Below are 17,297 nucleotides of genomic sequence, written 5' to 3'. Positions count from 1 at the left end.
GCGCCCTCCGCCTGAACTGCAAGACGTGCCGCGCGGCACGGTCATCACCAAGGAAACGTCATGTCGCCTCTACAAATCAAAAAAGGCTCGTCCAAGCATTCGGCCTATAACCTGCGCCCGACCTTCTCGGATGAGGTGGAATCGCACACGTTGGCGGTGATCGTGGACAACGAACCCGGCGTGCTGGCGCGGGTCATCGGGCTGTTTTCGGGCCGCGGCTATAATATCGACAGCCTGACCGTGGCCGAGGTCGATCATACCGGTCATACCAGCCGCATCACCATCGTCACTACCGGGACGCCGCAGGTTATCGAACAGATCAAGGCCCAACTGGGTCGCATCGTGCCTGTCCATGAAGTCCATGATCTCACGGTGGAAGGCAAGGCCGTCGAGCGGGAACTGGCCCTGCTCAAGGTTCAGGGAACCGGCGACAAGCGGGTCGAGGCTCTGCGCCTTGCAGACATATTCCGCGCTAACGCTGTGGACAGCACGTTGAACAGCTTCGTGTTCGAGATCACAGGCACGCCCGACAAGATCGATGCCTTCGCTGACCTGATGCGCCCCTTGGGCCTTGTCGAGATCGCTCGCACCGGTGTTGCGGCCCTGCGCCGCGGCAGTGTAAACGACGTCTAGACCGCCTTGCGCCCGGCCTCGACCGGCGGGGTCACCTTTAGGCGCGGTTTCTCGACCTGTCTCGTTGCGGGAAAAGACACCACGTTTGGGCCATCACAGGCGCCTGCCTGATCTTCGGGTTGCATCAACGCGGCAGAACAGGCGGCCAGGTCCTTGGGCAATGTGGGAAACGCGTGTGACGCCACAAGCTTGGCATTGTTGGCCCGTCGCAATGCGCCGTCCCAGATGACATCGAAATGGATCAGGTCGCCCGCGTCCAGATCGGCGCCCGAGTGCATCCCCTCCTCGGCCGAAAGAAACGCGAGATCACCGTGGTCCTCACACCAGATCACGGCGCGACTACCTTCGATGTCTTTCCACAAAACCACTCCGTACATGTCACAACCTCTTCGACCCGCTCTACTGATGCGTCACAATACCCTTAGCAGGACACGCAAAATGGCAGGACGCAAGCCGCAAACTTGTATCAATTTGCAACAGTTCTGACGCTATTTGGCGTCAGGCTTGGCCATGTGTCTTGGCAATCTGCAGAAATTCGACCAAATTTCCCGTCAAGACCGCATGAAAGGCCAACAGCCTTGTGCGGAACCATGTTTTTTACGAGTTGGGTCACGTTGCGCCACCATCATTCAGAGCTTGATCCCGCCAGGCTGCGCGGGATCTTCGGTCGGAACTTGCGACTATTGAGCGCGCCTTACGCGTCTGTCGCGGCCCTGTGCCGGGAGCTTGGGATCAATCGAACGCAATTCAACCGGTATCTGTCCGGCGAAAGCTTTCCCAGACCGGATGTCCTGCACCGGATCTGCCTCTTTTTCGGGGTGGATGCGCGCGTCCTGCTCGAGCCTGTCGAAAGCCTGAACCGACGGGATACGGGACTGCTCGATCACCCTATGGTGCAGGAGTTTTTCGGCCGGGCGCCGACCGACGTGCCGCAGACCGTTTTTCCTTCGGGGTTTTTCCGCTTCATCCGACGAAGCTTCATGAATCAGGACCTTTTTGCCGTGGGTCTGGTCCATGTCAGCCGACAAGCAGGCTACACATTCCTGCGCGGGTACGAACCACGCAGCGCCCTGCGCCATCAGGGGATCTCGATGAGGCCGAGCGAACGCGAGTTTCGCGGTGTCGTGATGCGCCAGCAGGACGGCGTGATGGCGATCGTTGCGCATCGCGGCTCGCATTCCAGCTCGTTCAACTTCCTGACGCCGGAACGCACCTTCCAGCATGGTCTGTGGGAAGGTTATGCCACACGCACCGTCCCCGAAAGGATGACCGGACGTCGTGCCACGCGCATGATCTACGAACATCTCGGAAGCAATCGGTCCCTAATCCTCGAAACCGCGAGACAGGCCGGACTTGCCAAAGCATCCGAGCTTCCAGCTTATCACATCAACCTGCTGCGCCTCGAAGAGGAATTCAGGTAAGCGTGTCGCCTTGGGCAAATTCTGGTCGCGAACTGTCGGTCCAGGATAGGGATTTCCTGTTCTGAGCGAGAGGGATCAGAGAACGGAGACCCGCAATGCCGCAGACCGTAACAGACCTCTCCAACGTGCGCGCAGATGTCAGCCGCGCGAACGGGCTGCCCAATGCCCATTACATCGACCCCGCCATTTATGACGAGGAAAAGCAGGCCCTGCTGTTTTCGCAATGGGCCGGGCTCGCGGTCGCGGCGGATGTTCCGGAACCGGGCGATGCCGTGCCTCTGGATTTCGTCGGGTTGCCGCTTCTGCTGATCCGGGACAAGGATGGCGATGTACGGGTGTTCCAGAACATCTGCCGCCATCGTGGCATGATCCTTGTCGAGACCCCCCGCAAGATCGAAGGCGCGATCCGCTGCCCCTATCATTCTTGGTGTTATTCAACCAAGGGCGATCTTGTGGCGACCCCGCATGTCGGCGGACCGGGGCAGAACACCCATGACGCGATCAAGCGCAACGAACTCGGCCTGATCGAAGTGCGCAGCCATATCTGGCGCGATGTCGTCTGGATCAACATCTCGGGCGATGCGCCCGCCTTCGAGGATGCGATGTCCGACGCGATGCAGCGTTGGCGCGAATTCGAACTGCCGCTCTATCATGGCGGCCATGACAGCCGGTTCACACTGGACGTGAACACCAACTGGAAACTCGCGGTCGAAAACTACTGCGAAAGCTATCACCTGCCTTGGGTCCATCCCGGGCTGAACAGCTATTCCAGACTCGAAGATCACTACAATATCGAAAAACCGGGCGAATATTCCGGTCAGGGCACATTGGTCTACCGGCAATTGTCCAACGAGAATGGCGACACATTCCCCGATTTCGAAGAGGTGGGAAGTCGCTGGAACGAACGGGCCGAGTATATCGCGGTCTATCCCAATGTTCTTCTCGGCACGCATCGCGATCACGCCTTTGCCATCATCCTCGAACCCAAAGGCCCCGAACGCACGGTCGAGCATGTGCATCTGTACTACTCCGTGCCCGACAGCGACGAAGGGCTGCGGATGCGCAACAGTCAGCTTTGGAAGACCGTATTCGAAGAAGACATCTTCGTGGTCGAAGGCATGCAGAAGGGCCGCCATGCGGAGCAATTCGACGGCGGCCGCTTCTCACCCGTGATGGACAGCCCGACCCATTGTTTTCATCATTGGGTTGCCGACAAGGTCGAAATCCACCGCGCCAAGGCAAAGGCCGCCGAATGACCAAGGATCTGCACGCCCGAATGCTCTGCGCCCACGCGGCGCAGGACCGGGCTGCGCTGATCGAGCTCTACGCGGAAGCCGCCGACAGCGTGAACGATGTGGATGCGTCCTGTTTCTTCCTGACCCATGCCTATGTCTTCGCGCTTGAAGCTGGCGCACCGGTTGCCGCCGCGCTTCACGCCCGCCTCAAACAGCACGGCCGCGAGGCGTGACCCGCAGCCAGATCCCATCGCGCCCCCGCACCGTCAGATGCGCCACGGGCATCGCCGGGCGATCGGGCACAATGTCGAACCGGTAGGCGCGCACCAGAAGCGCCAGCAAAAGCACGCCCTCGATCATCGCGAACCCGGCCCCCGGACACACCCTTTGCCCGGCGGAAAATGGCATATAGGCACAGCGCAAAGCCTCTCGCCCGTCGGGCGTGTCAAAGCGTTCGGGATCGAAAGCATCGGGCTTGTCCCAAAGCCTTTCGTGCCGGTGCTGATGCCATGGGCTCAACACGATCTGGGCGCGCGGCGGCACATCGCGATCACGCAGTCGCTCGGGGCAAGTCGTCTCGCGCACCATCATCGGCACGGGCGGGTAAAGCCTTAACGTTTCGCGGAACACATCGCGGGTCTGCCGCAACCGGGCGATATCCGAGAAGTCCGGCGCCTCTTGCCCGATTTCAGCCAGCACTTCGGTGGCCACCCGGTCCTGCCATTCCGGATAAAGCGCCAGCAGATACAGCGCCCATGCAAGAGCCGAAGCGCTGGTCTCATGACCGGCAAGAAAGAAAATCGCCACCTGATCCACCATCTCCTCGGTGTCGAAACGTTCGCCCGTAAGCGGATCGGCGGTTGTCATGATCTTCGTCGCCAGATCATCCGGCGCACGCGCGGCCTTGATCTCGGTCATGCGATGCGCGGTCAGTCGGGTGATCAGCGCGCGGATCTCCTTGGCGGTCCGCCGCGCGCCGCGGCGGTGAAACCTCGGGAACCAACGCGGCAGAGGCACCAGAGCACCAAGGTTCAGCACCGGTTGGGCGCGCTGATGCTCTCGGAACTTGTGGAACACCGCGCTGGCGACCTCATCTTCGATCGGAATGGAAAAAAGCGTGCGAAAGATCACATCTGCGGCGGCATGGCTGGCCTCTGCCTCGATCTCGATCGGCTCTCCATCCGCCTTGCCCTGCAGGCGTGCCACCGCGCCCTGACCGGCGGCCAGCATGGCGGGGAACGTGTCGCGCAACCGTCCGCCTTCGAAAGAGGGATCGATGATCCGGCGCTGCCGCTTCCAAGTCTCGCCATTGGTGACGAAGACCGAATTGCCCAATAGAGGCGCCAAACCCTCGCGGATCCGGTCGGATTTCGGAAAATCATCGGGTCGCTGCTTTAGGACCAGATCGACCAGATCGGGCTGGTTGCACAGGTACGAGCGAAAGAACGGCGTGCGAAACTCTGCCATCCACGCGCGATAGAGCCGAGCGGGCTGCGCCGACAGGATATCCTGCCGAAACAGCCGCGTATACCGCCACAAGGACACTCTGCCCTCTTCACGCGCCCGGGGCTTCGGCGGAAGGGTCATGTCGAGACCCCGGTATATCTTGAAACCGGCCGTTCGATCCGGCTGGGGGACGGGGCACGCCCCCGGTATCGCGCGGCCAGTGTCTGCGGCCCGGCGGTGATGCGGAAGTAATCGTAATCGCCCGGATAATCGAAGGCGCACATATACTGGAAATGCAGCCGAAAATACTGCCGACGCAGCACCTTCCACCGCTCCGGGCTGAGCGTATGCCGGAACGCCGCCGACAACACCAGCGGCCAGCGCTTGCCCTCGGGGGCGACCCCGGTGACCGCGACCGGATCACAAAGCGCAAAGGCACAACCATCGCCCGGTGCGCTCACATCCACCCAAGTCAGCTCGTCCCGGGTACTGAGATAGCGCAGATCGCCCCGAAGCCTGCTGGCCTTGGGCAGAAAAGACACCATCGGCACCACCTGCCCAAGCGACAGAAACGCCAGAGCCGGCCCATTTGCGGGTACCCTCCCCGCCCGGATGAGGTCGGACAGGATCGACACCGCCAGATGCACCCCCGAAGAATGACCGACCACCAGAACCTCCTGCACATCCTCCGACAGGGCCTGCGCGATCAGATCGCCGAATTCGGCCATCCGCGCTTCAAGCTCAGGTGGATTGGCCCCGCGATACCGCGCTGAATAGGCGTAATCATGCATCAGGTAATAGACCAGAAAGCGGTTGTCATTGCGCCGAAACCATTCCAGCACGACCGGCAGCGCGATCAGCCCGCCCCAAGCGAGCCAGGGATGGATCAACCCCAGCACCGCACCCAGCCCAAACGCAGCCAGCACCGCCAGCACCAATTGTACCAAAAGGAACCCGACAGGATAGAGCACGGCCAGAAATGGGCCTTTTCTCACGCCTATCAGCGGAAACAACGCGCCCGATGCGATATAGACCCAGGCGGTCTGCAGCAATTGCCCATAGGTCGCCAGAACGCCCTGCGCCATGCTGCCGCGCACGATATCGGACCAGACCAGAACCTCAACGTCCGCCTGCACCTCGGCGCCATCGATCCGCGCCTCGACATGCCAGCCGAAACGGCCCTTTGTCCTGCCCGGCGACAAGGCGATCTCATAGCCGCTGATGGCCGCCTGTTCAGCGCCCTCCTTGCGGTACATCTCGCGATATTTCCGCGCATGGACCGGATCATAGCCCGGTACATAAAACACGCGCCTGCGATGAACCGGATCACTGGTCAAACTGTCGAACCCTCACGTCATGTGGCGTGATACGATAGCCCAGAGGTTTGGCAAGAGTAAGTCCTAACCAAGGACGGCCAATGACGGAAAGGTTTCGAGCAGCCAGAAGGACAGGTCCGAAAATCCTCCCGTCAGCATCAAAAGGCCGATGGTCCACAACAAAAGCCCCATCACGCGCTCGATCCGCTCCATGTGGCGCTTCATCCAGCCCATCAATCCGCCAAGTCGCGGCAGGAACGCCGCCACCAGCAGGAAAGGCACGCCCAGACCCACCGCGTAGACCGCCAGCAGCAGGGTGCCGCGCGCCACATTGGCCTCCGAGGCCGCCAGCGACAGGATCGCCCCCAGTTGCGGGCCGATACAGGGCGTCCACCCAAAGGCAAAAGCCAGCCCAAGCACATAGGCGCCAAAGGACGACCCGCCTCGGTCGCCCACGTCCATACGCGCCTCGCGGTCCAGAAAACCAATCCGAAACACACCGACGAAATGCGCCCCGAAAATCATCACGATGATCCCGGCAAAGGTGTTGAACCACCCCTGATACTGCAGGAACAGGCTCCCTATGGCCGACGCTGTGAACCCCAGAAACAGGAACACCGTCGACAGCCCCATGACGAAGAACAGCGCAGGCATGACTGCACGCGCGCGCGCCGTCCGCTCGTCGGTCAGGTCCGACAATGCGATACCGCTGATATAGGCCAGATATGGCGGCACGATCGGCAGCACACATGGGCTGAGAAACGAGATGACACCGGCAAACAGCGCAATGGCCATAGCCGGGATCAGGGCCGCATCTATGATTTCGAATCCAAACATGACCGAGACATAGACAATCGCGCGCACCGCGTCACGCTACGCGATGTCACATCCTTGTGGACAGGCTGTAACAAGGCGACTATGTCGCAGCGCATGGACATATCCGATACCCTAGACGCCACCGGGCTGCTTTGCCCCCTGCCCGTCCTGAAACTGCGCAAGCGGATCGGGGCGCTTGCTCCGGGCCAATGCATCGAGATGCTGGCAGACGATCCCGCAGCCGTGATCGACGTGCCGCATTTCTGCGCCGAGGCAGGGCATGAGCTTGTCTCGACCGACACCCGCGATGGCGCGCAGATCTATGTGGTGCGCAAGGCGGCCAAGGCCTGATCAGCGCCGCCTGCCCTTCGACCTGACCCCAAAATAAAAACACCGCGCCCCAAAAGGGGCGCGGTGCTTTCGGCTTCAATATAGCCGCGTCAGCGACCGATCGACCACCAGCCGCGGCGTTTGGGCTTGGATGCAGCCTCGGTCTTTTGCTCCGACGTCTCGTCGCCGCCAGCCATGGCGGGGGCTTTTTCGACCGTCTCGACGCTGTCGGCTGGCTCCGCCGCTTGGGTTGGCTCGTCCTGCGCGACAGTGGCCGGCTCGTCGGTCACCGCCTTGATTTTCTTCGCAGCGGGCTTTCGGACAGGCTTCTTCTTTGCTTCTGCAACCGGCGCATCGGCCTCTTCAGCAGGCGCCTCGACAGCGGCCTCCGCGACAGCCTCGGCCTTTGCTGCCTCAGGTTTCTTGCGGGTCGATGGCTTGCGCGGGGCCCTCTTGGGTTTCTCGGCCACAGGCTTTGCTTCGGCCTCGGTCTCCGCCTCGGCTGCAGGCTCTGCCTGAGCCGTTGTGGCCGTTTCCGTCACAGGCTCAGCCGCTTCGGCACTCTCCGAAACAGGCGCGTCCTTCTTCTTGCTGCGCGAACGCGAACGGGATTTCGGCTTGGCCTCGGCTTGCGGCGCGTCCTCTTCGGCGGGCTGGTCCGCCTTAACCTCTTCGGAACCCGCGACACCTTCGGCAGCACCCTCATCCGCAGGCTTGGCCGCCTCGGAGGGCGCATCATCCGCACCCTGATCCTCGGCCTCGCCACCGTTGGCTGCAGCATTCTCGCCATTGCCCTTGGATTTCGAGCGGCTGCGACGACGGCGACGACGCCGCTTCTTGGGCTTGCCATCACCGTTTTCCTGATCGTCGTCCTGTGTCCGATCGCCGTCAGCATCGCTGGCGGTATCGGCCTCGGCATCCTCGTCGATTTCGTCCTCGATCGCGTCGTCCAGATCATCCATCAACGAACTGTCGACCGACACCACCGGCGCCACGGCTTCGGGCACGCTGCGGGTCGCCGTCTTGAACTTCTCGAGCGAGAAATCCGGGCTGATGAGCATCGGATCGCCTTCGATCCGCACCGACAGGCCATAGCGCAGCTCGATCTGCGCCACATGCTCGCGTTTCTGGTTCATCAGGTAATTGGCCACGGCCACCGGGCACTTTACCAGCACCTCGCGCGACCGGCGGCGCACGCCTTCTTCCTCGATCTGGCGCAGGATCGACAGCGACAGGTTGTCATCCGACCGGATCAGGCCTGTGCCATGACAGGCGGGACAGGGCTGTGTCGTGGCTTCGATCATGCCGGGGCGCAGACGCTGGCGCGACATTTCCAGAAGACCAAACCCCGAGATGCGGCCCACCTGAATACGCGCGCGATCCGATTTCAGCTTGTCCTTGAACCGCTTTTCCACCGCTGCGTTGTTGCGGCGCTCGTCCATGTCGATGAAGTCGATCACGATCAGACCGGCCAAATCGCGCAGCCGCAACTGACGGGCCACTTCCTCGGCCGCCTCGAGATTGGTCTTCAGCGCGGTTTCCTCGATCGAGCCTTCCTTGGTGGCCCGGCCCGAGTTCACGTCGATCGCCACAAGCGCCTCGGTCACTCCGATCACGATATACCCGCCCGAGCGCAGCTGCACCGTCGGGTTGAACATCGAGCTGAGATAGCTTTCCACCTGGAACCGCGCAAAGAGCGGCATCGTATCCACGTAATGCTTCACGTTCTTGGCGTGGGACGGCATGATCATCTTCATGAAGTCCTTGGCGATGCGGTATCCCTGCTCGCCCTCGACCAGAACCTCGTCGATATCTCGGTTGTACAGATCCCGGATCGACCGCTTGATGAGGTCGCCCTCTTCATAGATCTTCGCCGGCGCAATGGATTTCAGCGTCAACTCGCGGATCTGTTCCCACAGCCGCTGCAGATATTCGTAATCGCGCTTGATCTCGGATTTGGTGCGCTTGGCGCCCGCCGTGCGGACGATCAGGCCCGCGCCCTGCGGCACGTCGATCTCGTTGGCGATTTCCTTGAGTTTCTTGCGGTCCACGGCATTGGTGATCTTGCGCGAAATGCCGCCGCCGCGCGCGGTGTTGGGCATCAGAACGCAATAGCGGCCCGCCAGCGACAGATATGTCGTCAGCGCAGCACCCTTGTTGCCGCGCTCTTCCTTGACCACCTGCACCAGAAGGATCTGACGCACCTTGATGACTTCCTGGATCTTGTATTTCCGCGGCCGCGGCTTGTGCTGCGGGCGGATATCCTCGTGGTCGTCGTCATCAGCCACCGACTCGATCGACTCATCCTTGAAAGACGCATCCGAGCGGTGCTCGTCCTCGTCGTCATGGTGATCGTCATCGTCATGAGCTTGCGCGTCGACGCCGCCATCGCCATCCTCGGACAGATCGGCGCTGTCCTGGGGTTCTTCGACAGGCGTTTCACCGACGATCTCCATCGGCGACGTGCCCTCGGGCACATCGTCGTCGAGATCGATGGTCTCCATGCCGGCGACTTCCCCGCTCGTGTCGCGGATCACGGCATCCTTGTCCTCGACCGCCTCGGCCTTGGAACGTGACCGGCTGCGCCGCCGCGACTTGGGCTTTTCGTCGTCGTCTTCCTTGGCGCGCATCGCCTCGGCATAGGCGCGCTCTTCCTCCATCAGCTTTTCGCGGTCGGCCACCGGGATCTGGTAGTAATCCGGATGGATTTCCGCAAACGCCAGGAATCCGTGGCGGTTTCCGCCGTAATCGACGAAGGCCGCCTGCAGCGACGGTTCGACCCGTGTTACCTTTGCGAGGTAGATGTTTCCGGCGAGCTGCCGTTTGTTTTCGGACTCAAAATCGAATTCCTCAACCTTGTTTCCGTCCACCACCACGACGCGGGTTTCTTCCGCGTGGGTGGCATCGATAAGCATTTTCTTGGCCATGTTTTCCGTTTGCTCCGCGCATGGCATCGCGCCCCGGCGGGGCGGACGTCTGCGGCGGGTATATGTTGGGGGCGATGACGGTCACACGGGCTGAGGCGCCACTTGCGGGGCCTGCTCTGTGATATGTCCGTTGTGCGCGTTGCATCGCGGTTCTTGGTCTCCGGCCCGAAACAGGGCCAACTCTGCGCCTGTCGATCCGGCGCATCGCCGGGCAGGCTTGTATGCGGCCCGACAAAGCGGGGCCTGATCGGTCTGTCGGGACGGCGGACGATGTCACATACCGCTCGGCCCCAAACAGCGAAACTCTGTTGTCAGGATCCGCAATCGGTCGACGACGGATATCCTACCCTCTAGATAGAGGTATTTGACCCCAAGTGACAATGGCTAATCGTTCAAGCCCCACACAGCCATCGGTAAATTCGAATGACGACCCCCTCATTCATGGGGTATCCAAGGCCGAAAGACGATATGTCGAAATTTTGACGGACCAGCCCGCCTGCCCCGTCAACTCAGGTAATCCGAACGCTGCAAACCGTATTTGGCCATCTTCTCGTTCAGCGTTCTGCGCGGCAGGCACAATTCATCCATCACCGAGGCGATCGACCCCTTGTGTCGTCGCATCGTGTTGTCGATCAGCATCCGCTCGAACGCCTCGACATATTCCTTGAGCGGCTTGCCCTCGGTGGTCATCACCGGCTGCATGTCCTGATGATCCGACATCAGCAGCGATGCGATGGTGCCGCTGCCCCGTCGCTCCTGCAGCACGGCGCGTTCGGCCACGTTGAAAAGCTGGCGCACATTGCCGGGCCAGGGCGCCTGCAACAGCTGAGCGGCCTCCTGCGCCGAAACCTGCGGCGCCTCGCAGCCATAATCATCCGCGAATTGCTCCGAAAAGCGGGTGAACAGCGTCAGGATATCCTCACCGCGCTGGCGCAACGGCGGCACGGTGATCCGCAGGCTGGCCAAGCGATAGAACAGATCGGGGCGCATCGCGTCCTCACAGGTGCGGTCCTGTTCCTGCATGTTCGAGATCGCCACGATCCGCGTCTCTGGCGGCGTGCCCTCATCGTTGATGAAGGTCAAGAGCCGCGCCTGCGCGGCCTCGCTCAGCGCCTCGATATCCTCGAGCACCAGCGTGCCGCCCCGTGCCTCCTCGACCGCCGGCAGGCGGCTGTCCTCGGGTTGCACCGGGCCGAAAAGCCGCTTCATCAGCGCCTCTTCCTCATGGGCCGAACATGACACCAACACGAATTTCTTGCCCGCCCTCGATCCGACCGCGTGCAGGGCATGCGCCACCAGCGTCTTGCCGGTCCCGGTCTCGCCCTCGATCAGCACATGGCCATCCGCCTGCCCCAGATCGAGGATATCCTCCTTCAACCGCGCCATCACCGGGCTTGCGCCGATCAGCTTTTTCATCAGCTGGCCGCCATCCGACAACTCGCGACGCAGCGCGCGGCTGTCCAGCGTCATGCGCCGCGCGGTCGTGGCTTTCTTGGCCAACTGGCTCATCCGGTCCGGGTTGAACGGCTTTTCAAGGAAATCATAGGCGCCCATGCGCATCGCCTCGACCGCCATGGGCACATCACCGTGGCCGGTGATCATGATGACCGGCAGGCTGGAATCGCTGCCCATCAACTTCTTGAGAAACTGCATCCCGTCCATGCCCGGCATCTTGATGTCGGTCACCACGATCCCCGGATAATCCGGTCCAAGCACCTTCAACGCCTCCTCGGCGCTCGGGAAGGCCTCGGTGTCATATCCAGACAGCGCCAGCCACTGGCTGATCGACTGCCGCATGTCCTTTTCATCGTCGATGATCGCGATTTTCATTGCGCTCGGCATGTCACGTCACTCCGCTGCACGGGTCTCTTCGGTCAAGATAGGAAGCTGCACCTCGAATACAGCCCCCCCGCCCGACGCATTTCTCGCCGTCAGGCGACCCCCAAGGTCGTTCACGATACCCGAGGAAATGGCAAGCCCCAAGCCGACCCCGTCGCCGGGCTGCTTGGTGGTGTAGAACGGCTCGAAGAGATTGTCGAAATCCTCGATCCCGTGCCCGTTGTCGCGCACCGTCAGAACCGCCGTTTCACCGGCAGCCAGCAAAATGTCGATCGAGGCATCGTCGGTGCCTTCCGTGGCATCCATCGCATTGCGCAACAGGTTGATCATCACCTGCTCCACCCGCACCCTGTCGGCCATCACCAGCACCGGCTCCTCGGGCAGGGTCCGGGTGATATTGACATGCCGCTGGCGCAGTTGCGGCTCCATCATCGACAGCGCCGAAGACAGCGCATCGCCAAGATTTACAGGCGCGAAAGTGTCACCGCTCTGACGGGCATAGGATTTCAACTGCCGCGTGATCGATCCCATCCTCTCGATCAGGTCGTCGATCCTCTGGAAAGAGGACAGCGCCTCGTCGGGCCGGTTCCGGTTGAGCAGCAGCCGCGCGCCCGCAAGATAGGTCTTCATCGCCGCCAGGGGCTGGTTCAACTCGTGGCTGACGGCGGCGGACATCTCCCCCAACGCCGCCAGTTTCGAGCTTTGCGCAAGGGTCTGTTCGGCCACCGCAAGGTTCTCCTGCACGCGTTCGCGTTCGGCGATTTCCCGCTGCAGGCGGACGTTCAATGCGCGAAGCTCTGCCGACTCTCGCTGGAACAGGGCCATGCGCAGCGTTGTTCGGCGGTTCAGAACCCAGAACGCTAGCGCCAGGAGAATCGCGAATCCCATGATCTCGAGCGCCAGAAACCCGTTCACCTTCTCGCGCACACTGGCATAGGTGGTGAAGCTGGCGATCCTCCAGCCGCGAAACGCCACCCTGCCCTCGACCCGCATCACCGCCTCGCCTCGCACATAGGCATCCGCAGGCAGCGCGGTCCATCCGGCAGTCGCCTGGATGGCCCGCTCTATCGCAGTGTCCACCGGCTCTCGGCGAAGCGCCTCTTCCTCGCTCAGCCCGCGCCAGCGCGGCTCTGTCGCAAGGATGATCCGTCCCTCGCTGTCGGTCACCAGAACCGCATCCGATATACCCGACCAGGCACGCTCGTACTTGGCCAGATCCACCTCGACCACGATCACGCCAAGCACCTGGTTCTGGCGTTCAACGCGCCGCGAATAGGTGAACCGATACGCGCCCGTTTCGTCCTCAAGTACCTTGAAAACCGTATCTCTCGAGCGCAAGGCGTCCACGTAATAAGGCGCTTGCCGATGGTTCTTGCCCAACAGGTTCCGATCCGTCACCGCCACCGCCCGGCCGTCCCGGTCCAGCAGTGTCAGCGACGCCGCGCCGATCTCGTCGAGAAAGGAAATAAGCCGCTGGCTCGACTGGCTGAAATCGCCCGACTCCAGCGCAAGGATCAGCGACGGGTCGCGTGCCAGCAATTGCGGGACGATGGCGTTCTGGCGCAGCTCGCTCAGCAGGTTGCCCGAATAGAGCACCAGCCGCAATTCCGCGCGGTTGCGCGTGGATTCGGTGAACCTGTCGGTCAGCAGGCGATTGGTCACGAACACCACCGCCACCGCCAGCGCGACCAACACAATGAACACCAGGCGCAGACGCCAGGTGGTGGTATTTGACACCTTGAGACGGGCCGACGGTCGTTTTTTGCTCATTGCCGCAGTCTATGACGCAGCGCGACTTCGCTCAAGCGGTCATGCCTCGGCAAGCTGGTCCACAAGCGTGCGGAACATCGCCGCGCCATCGGTTCCGCCCTGCAACGGTTCGGCCATGCGTTCGGGATGCGGCATCATGCCGAGCACCCGGCGGTTCTGAGACAGCACGCCCGCGATATCGTCGACCGACCCGTTCGGATTGTCGCAATAGGTGAAGGCCACGCGCGCCTCGCCATGAAGACGCTTCAGCGTCTCGGCATCGGCGAAATAATTGCCGTCATGATGCGCGATCGGCACCGTAATCTCCTGCCCGGGCTGATAGCCTGCCGTAAAGGCGCTGTCGGCGGTCTCGACCCGAAGGCGCACCGGCTTGCAGATGTATTTGAGGTTCACGTTGCGCAGCAGCACACCCGGCAGCAGACCCGTTTCCGTCAACACCTGAAACCCGTTGCAGATGCCCAGCACATAGCCGCCCTTTTCGGCATGGGCCACGACCGACTGGCAAATCGGCGAATTGGCCGCGATCGCCCCGCACCGCAGGTAATCGCCGAACGAAAAGCCACCCGGAACGCCGATGATGTCCACATCTTTCGGCAGCGCGGTGTCCTTGTGCCAGACCATCGACACCTTGGCCCCGGCCTTCTCGAAGGCGACGGCCATGTCCCGGTCGCAATTCGATCCCGGAAAGACGATGACAGCCGCGTGCATCAGGCGATCTCCACGCTGTAGCTTTCGATCACGGTATTCGCGAGCAGCTTCTCGCACATCTCGGTGACGCTGGCGCGGGCCGCCTCGGCATCGGTCTCGGCCAGATCCAGTTCGATCACCTTGCCTTGCCGGACCGCCTCCACACCGTCGAACCCAAGCTGGCCAAGCGCGTGCCGCACGGCCTCGCCCTGTGGATCCAGAACACCGTTCTTCAGCATTACATGCACTCGTGCCTTCATCGTCGTCTTCCCGTATCTTCGGGCAGCGCCCCGCGCCGCCGCCAGTTTGGCCGCGCGATCAGTTGATCAGCGTCGGTCGGTTCATCGGCGTAGCCCCTTTCGGCATCACGCCAAGCCGGTTGGCCACTTCGGTATAGGCATCCGTCAGACTGCCCAGATCGCGGCGGAACACATCCTTGTCCAGCTTCTGACCGGTCTCGATATCCCAAAGCCGGCAGCTGTCGGGGCTGATCTCGTCAGCCACGATAAGCCGCTGGAAATCGCCCTCGTAGACGCGGCCGATCTCGATCTTGAAGTCCACCAGACGAATGCCCACGCCATACATGACACCCGACAGGAAATCATTCACGCGCAGCGCGAGGCTCAGGATGTCGTCCATGTCCTGCTGGCTGGCCCAGCCGAAGGCAGCGATATGTTCCTCGGTGACCAGAGGATCGCCCAGCTTGTCATCCTTGAGGCAATATTCCACGATCGGACGCGGCAGTTGCGTGCCTTCGTCCATGCCAAGACGCTTGGCCATGGTGCCCGCGGCATAGTTGCGTACGATGATCTCGAGCGGCACGATCTCGCAGGCGCGCACCAGCTGTTCGCGCATGTTCAGCCGCTTCAGGAAATGATTGGGGATGCCGATATTGGACAATCCGAGCATGAAATATTCCGACAGCAGGTTGTTCAGCACACCCTTGCCCTCGATCACGGCCCGTTTCTCGGCGTTGAAGGCGGTCGCGTCATCCTTGAAATACTGGACGATGGTTCCCGGCTCGGGACCCTCATAGAGCGTTTTGGCCTTGCCTTCGTAGATTTTCTTGCGCCGCGCCATGCAGCCTCCATCTCTGGACCGGGGCCGACTCCCCACTGATCTCAGCGCTGTCTTAGTCTATGCCTCGGATTGTCGCAAGAACGCGTTCGGCCCTTGCCCTTGCGCGGATTGAGTTGCATACCTTGGCAAACGCCAACGCCTGCTGAGGAAACCCGCCAATGAGCACTTTCGACGATCGCGAAAACGCATTCGAGAACAAATTCGCCCATGACGAGGAAATGAAATTCCGCGCCGAGGCGCGGCGCAACAAGCTTCTGGGCCTGTGGGCCGCCGAGCTTCTGGGCAAGACCGGCGCGGATGCCGACGCCTATGCCAAAGAGGTCGTCCTGTCCGATTTCGAAGAGGCCGGCCACGAGGATGTCGTGCGCAAGGTCGCCGGTGATCTGGGTGATCTGGCCGATGCCGACACGATCCGCGGCAAGATGGATCAACTGATGCTCATCGCCAAAGACCAGCTGATGAAAGAGGTCTGAGCGCGTCTCATTCCTTAAAAGTTCCCGACGGGCCGCCCTCCACACAGGGCGCGCCCGTTTTTCTTTGCGCGCCATTCCCTTCAATCGCCCGGCCAATCGGACTGCCGCTCAGGTCCGAGTTGAGCAAAATGAATTTGCGCATATCTGCCAAACATGAGACATCCACGCGCAACCTGAAGCGTTCCGCCTTTTACCTGAGGCATCAGCCAAAGACGGAGCGCCGACAACGATTGAACGGAGCAGTGCAGTTCACGAAAACCTGTGAGTCAGGTTTTTCGCGAAACGCTTTATCAAGGAGCCCCATCGATGACCAATGCCCTGTCCAAATTGCTGAAAACCCGTGACTGGCTTCTGGCCGACGGTGCGACGGGAACCAATCTGTTCAACATGGGGCTCGAATCCGGCGACGCGCCCGAGATGTGGAATGACGAACATCCCGACCGGATCACGCGGCTTTACACGATGGCGGTGGATGCGGGCAGCGACATCTTCCTCACCAATTCCTTCGGCGGCAACGCCGCGCGTCTCAAGCTGCACGGCGCCGAGAAACGCGCCCGCGAACTGTCGCGCATCTCCGCCGAAATCGGCCGCGAGGTCGCCGACAAGCGCGACCGCACCGTGATCGTCGCAGGCTCGGTCGGCCCCACAGGCGAGATCATGGCCCCCATGGGCGCCTTGACCCATGAGCTGGCGGTCGAGATCTTCCATGAACAGGCCGAAGGGCTCAAGGAAGGCGGCGCAGACGTGCTGTGGCTTGAAACCATTTCCGCCCCCGAAGAATACAAGGCCGCCGCCGAGGCGTTCAAGCTGGCCGGCATGCCCTGGTGCGGCACGATGAGTTTCGACACCGCCGGGCGCACCATGATGGGCCTTACCTCGGCCGACATGGTCAACCTCGTCGAAGGTCTGGCCAATCCGCCGCTCGGCTATGGCGCCAATTGCGGCGTTGGCGCGTCCGACCTTCTGCGCACCGTTCTTGGCTTTGCAGCCCAAGGCACCGACCGGCCGATCATCGCCAAAGGTAATGCAGGGATCCCGAAATATCACGACGGGCACATCCATTACGACGGCACACCCGAACTGATGGCCGATTACGCGGTTCTGGCGCGCGACAGCGGCGCCACCATCATCGGTGGGTGCTGTGGCACCACCGCCGAGCATCTCGAAAAGATGCACGAGGCCCTTTCGACCCGCCCGCGCGGCGAACGCCCCACCCTCGAGCAGATCACCGAAGCACTCGGTCCTTTCTCTTCGGCGGCTGACGGCACCGGCGATGACGATGACGGGCCCAAGCGCGAACGCCGTGGCCGCCGTCGCGGCTGAC

17 protein-coding genes are annotated in these 17,297 nt (G+C 61.8%); 7 read left to right on the top strand and 10 right to left on the bottom strand.

The window, feature by feature from the left end:
* Positions 1 to 60: 60 nt before the first annotated feature.
* Positions 61 to 633 carry an acetolactate synthase small subunit gene (gene ilvN / locus F3H35_RS11030; protein WP_149779649.1) on the top strand — a complete coding sequence of 191 codons (573 nt, stop codon included), beginning with the start codon at positions 61 to 63 and terminating at the stop codon, positions 631 to 633.
* On the opposite strand, the gene F3H35_RS11025 is transcribed toward ilvN, so the two are convergent.
* On the bottom strand, positions 630 to 1,010 hold the full coding sequence (locus F3H35_RS11025) for a hypothetical protein (RefSeq protein ID WP_149779648.1): 381 nt from the start codon (positions 1,008 to 1,010) through the stop codon (positions 630 to 632). The genes ilvN and F3H35_RS11025 overlap by 4 nt on opposite strands.
* A gap of 213 nt (positions 1,011 to 1,223) precedes the next feature.
* Here F3H35_RS11025 and F3H35_RS11020 point away from each other — a divergent pair, with 213 nt between their 5' ends.
* The 3 genes from F3H35_RS11020 (at position 1,224) to F3H35_RS11010 (ending at position 3,522) form a co-directional block, all read left to right on the top strand.
* Positions 1,224 to 2,054, top strand: coding sequence for a helix-turn-helix domain-containing protein (locus tag F3H35_RS11020; RefSeq protein WP_188129952.1), 831 nt, complete (start codon positions 1,224 to 1,226; stop codon positions 2,052 to 2,054).
* 95 nt (positions 2,055 to 2,149) lie between these two features.
* Positions 2,150 to 3,310, top strand: a complete 1,161-nt coding sequence (locus F3H35_RS11015) for an aromatic ring-hydroxylating oxygenase subunit alpha (protein ID WP_149779647.1) — start codon at positions 2,150 to 2,152, stop codon at positions 3,308 to 3,310.
* Entirely contained in the window at positions 3,307 to 3,522 is a 216-nt protein-coding gene (locus F3H35_RS11010; protein WP_007815615.1) for a hypothetical protein, read from the top strand. Before F3H35_RS11015 ends, F3H35_RS11010 begins: the two co-directional genes overlap by 4 nt.
* On the opposite strand, the gene F3H35_RS11005 is transcribed toward F3H35_RS11010, so the two are convergent.
* The 3 genes from F3H35_RS11005 to F3H35_RS10995 form a co-directional block, all read right to left on the bottom strand.
* Entirely contained in the window at positions 3,497 to 4,876 is a 1,380-nt protein-coding gene (locus F3H35_RS11005) for a cytochrome P450 (RefSeq protein WP_149779646.1), read from the bottom strand. The genes F3H35_RS11010 and F3H35_RS11005 overlap by 26 nt on opposite strands.
* Positions 4,873 to 5,991 (bottom strand): hypothetical protein, encoded by a 1,119-nt coding sequence (locus F3H35_RS11000; protein WP_223228398.1) that lies wholly within the window; start codon positions 5,989 to 5,991, stop codon positions 4,873 to 4,875. Before F3H35_RS11000 ends, F3H35_RS11005 begins: the two co-directional genes overlap by 4 nt.
* Positions 5,992 to 6,135: 144 nt before the next feature.
* Positions 6,136 to 6,888 carry a cytochrome c biogenesis CcdA family protein gene (locus tag F3H35_RS10995; protein WP_037295734.1) on the bottom strand — a complete coding sequence of 251 codons (753 nt, stop codon included), beginning with the start codon at positions 6,886 to 6,888 and terminating at the stop codon, positions 6,136 to 6,138.
* 93 nt (positions 6,889 to 6,981) lie between these two features.
* Here F3H35_RS10995 and F3H35_RS10990 point away from each other — a divergent pair, with 93 nt between their 5' ends.
* Entirely contained in the window at positions 6,982 to 7,218 is a 237-nt protein-coding gene (locus tag F3H35_RS10990; protein WP_223228385.1) for a sulfurtransferase TusA family protein, read from the top strand.
* Positions 7,219 to 7,307: 89 nt separating this feature from the next.
* On the opposite strand, the gene F3H35_RS10985 is transcribed toward F3H35_RS10990, so the two are convergent.
* The 6 genes from F3H35_RS10985 to purC form a co-directional block, all read right to left on the bottom strand.
* Positions 7,308 to 10,124, bottom strand: coding sequence for a ribonuclease E/G (locus F3H35_RS10985; protein WP_149779643.1), 2,817 nt, complete (start codon positions 10,122 to 10,124; stop codon positions 7,308 to 7,310).
* Positions 10,125 to 10,628: 504 nt separating this feature from the next.
* On the bottom strand, positions 10,629 to 11,966 hold the full coding sequence (locus F3H35_RS10980) for a sigma-54-dependent transcriptional regulator (RefSeq protein WP_149779642.1): 1,338 nt from the start codon (positions 11,964 to 11,966) through the stop codon (positions 10,629 to 10,631).
* A gap of 6 nt (positions 11,967 to 11,972) precedes the next feature.
* Positions 11,973 to 13,733 (bottom strand): sensor histidine kinase, encoded by a 1,761-nt coding sequence (locus F3H35_RS10975; RefSeq protein WP_007815627.1) that lies wholly within the window; start codon positions 13,731 to 13,733, stop codon positions 11,973 to 11,975.
* A 39-nt stretch (positions 13,734 to 13,772) separates the two neighbouring features.
* The gene (gene purQ / locus F3H35_RS10970) at positions 13,773 to 14,441 is read right to left on the bottom strand and encodes a phosphoribosylformylglycinamidine synthase subunit PurQ (RefSeq protein WP_149779641.1); all 669 of its coding nucleotides are present in this window, start codon (positions 14,439 to 14,441) and stop codon (positions 13,773 to 13,775) included.
* The gene (gene purS, locus F3H35_RS10965; protein ID WP_007815629.1) at positions 14,441 to 14,680 is read right to left on the bottom strand and encodes a phosphoribosylformylglycinamidine synthase subunit PurS; all 240 of its coding nucleotides are present in this window, start codon (positions 14,678 to 14,680) and stop codon (positions 14,441 to 14,443) included. Before purS ends, purQ begins: the two co-directional genes overlap by 1 nt.
* A 58-nt stretch (positions 14,681 to 14,738) precedes the next feature.
* A complete protein-coding gene (gene purC / locus F3H35_RS10960; protein ID WP_007815630.1) occupies positions 14,739 to 15,500 on the bottom strand; it encodes a phosphoribosylaminoimidazolesuccinocarboxamide synthase in 762 nt (253 codons plus the stop codon).
* A gap of 158 nt (positions 15,501 to 15,658) precedes the next feature.
* On the opposite strand from purC, the gene F3H35_RS10955 reads away from it, so the two are divergent.
* Together F3H35_RS10955 and bmt are read left to right on the top strand one after the other, a co-directional pair.
* Positions 15,659 to 15,973, top strand: coding sequence for a DUF1476 domain-containing protein (locus F3H35_RS10955; protein ID WP_007815631.1), 315 nt, complete (start codon positions 15,659 to 15,661; stop codon positions 15,971 to 15,973).
* Between the two features lie 306 nt (positions 15,974 to 16,279).
* On the top strand, positions 16,280 to 17,296 hold the full coding sequence (gene bmt, locus F3H35_RS10950; RefSeq protein WP_149779640.1) for a betaine--homocysteine S-methyltransferase: 1,017 nt from the start codon (positions 16,280 to 16,282) through the stop codon (positions 17,294 to 17,296).
* Position 17,297 lies beyond the last annotated feature (1 nt).

The sequence above is a fragment of the Roseovarius litoreus genome (assembly GCF_900142765.1).
Classification (GTDB): domain Bacteria; phylum Pseudomonadota; class Alphaproteobacteria; order Rhodobacterales; family Rhodobacteraceae; genus Roseovarius; species Roseovarius litoreus.
This window is presented reverse-complemented; position numbering and strand designations above follow the sequence as displayed.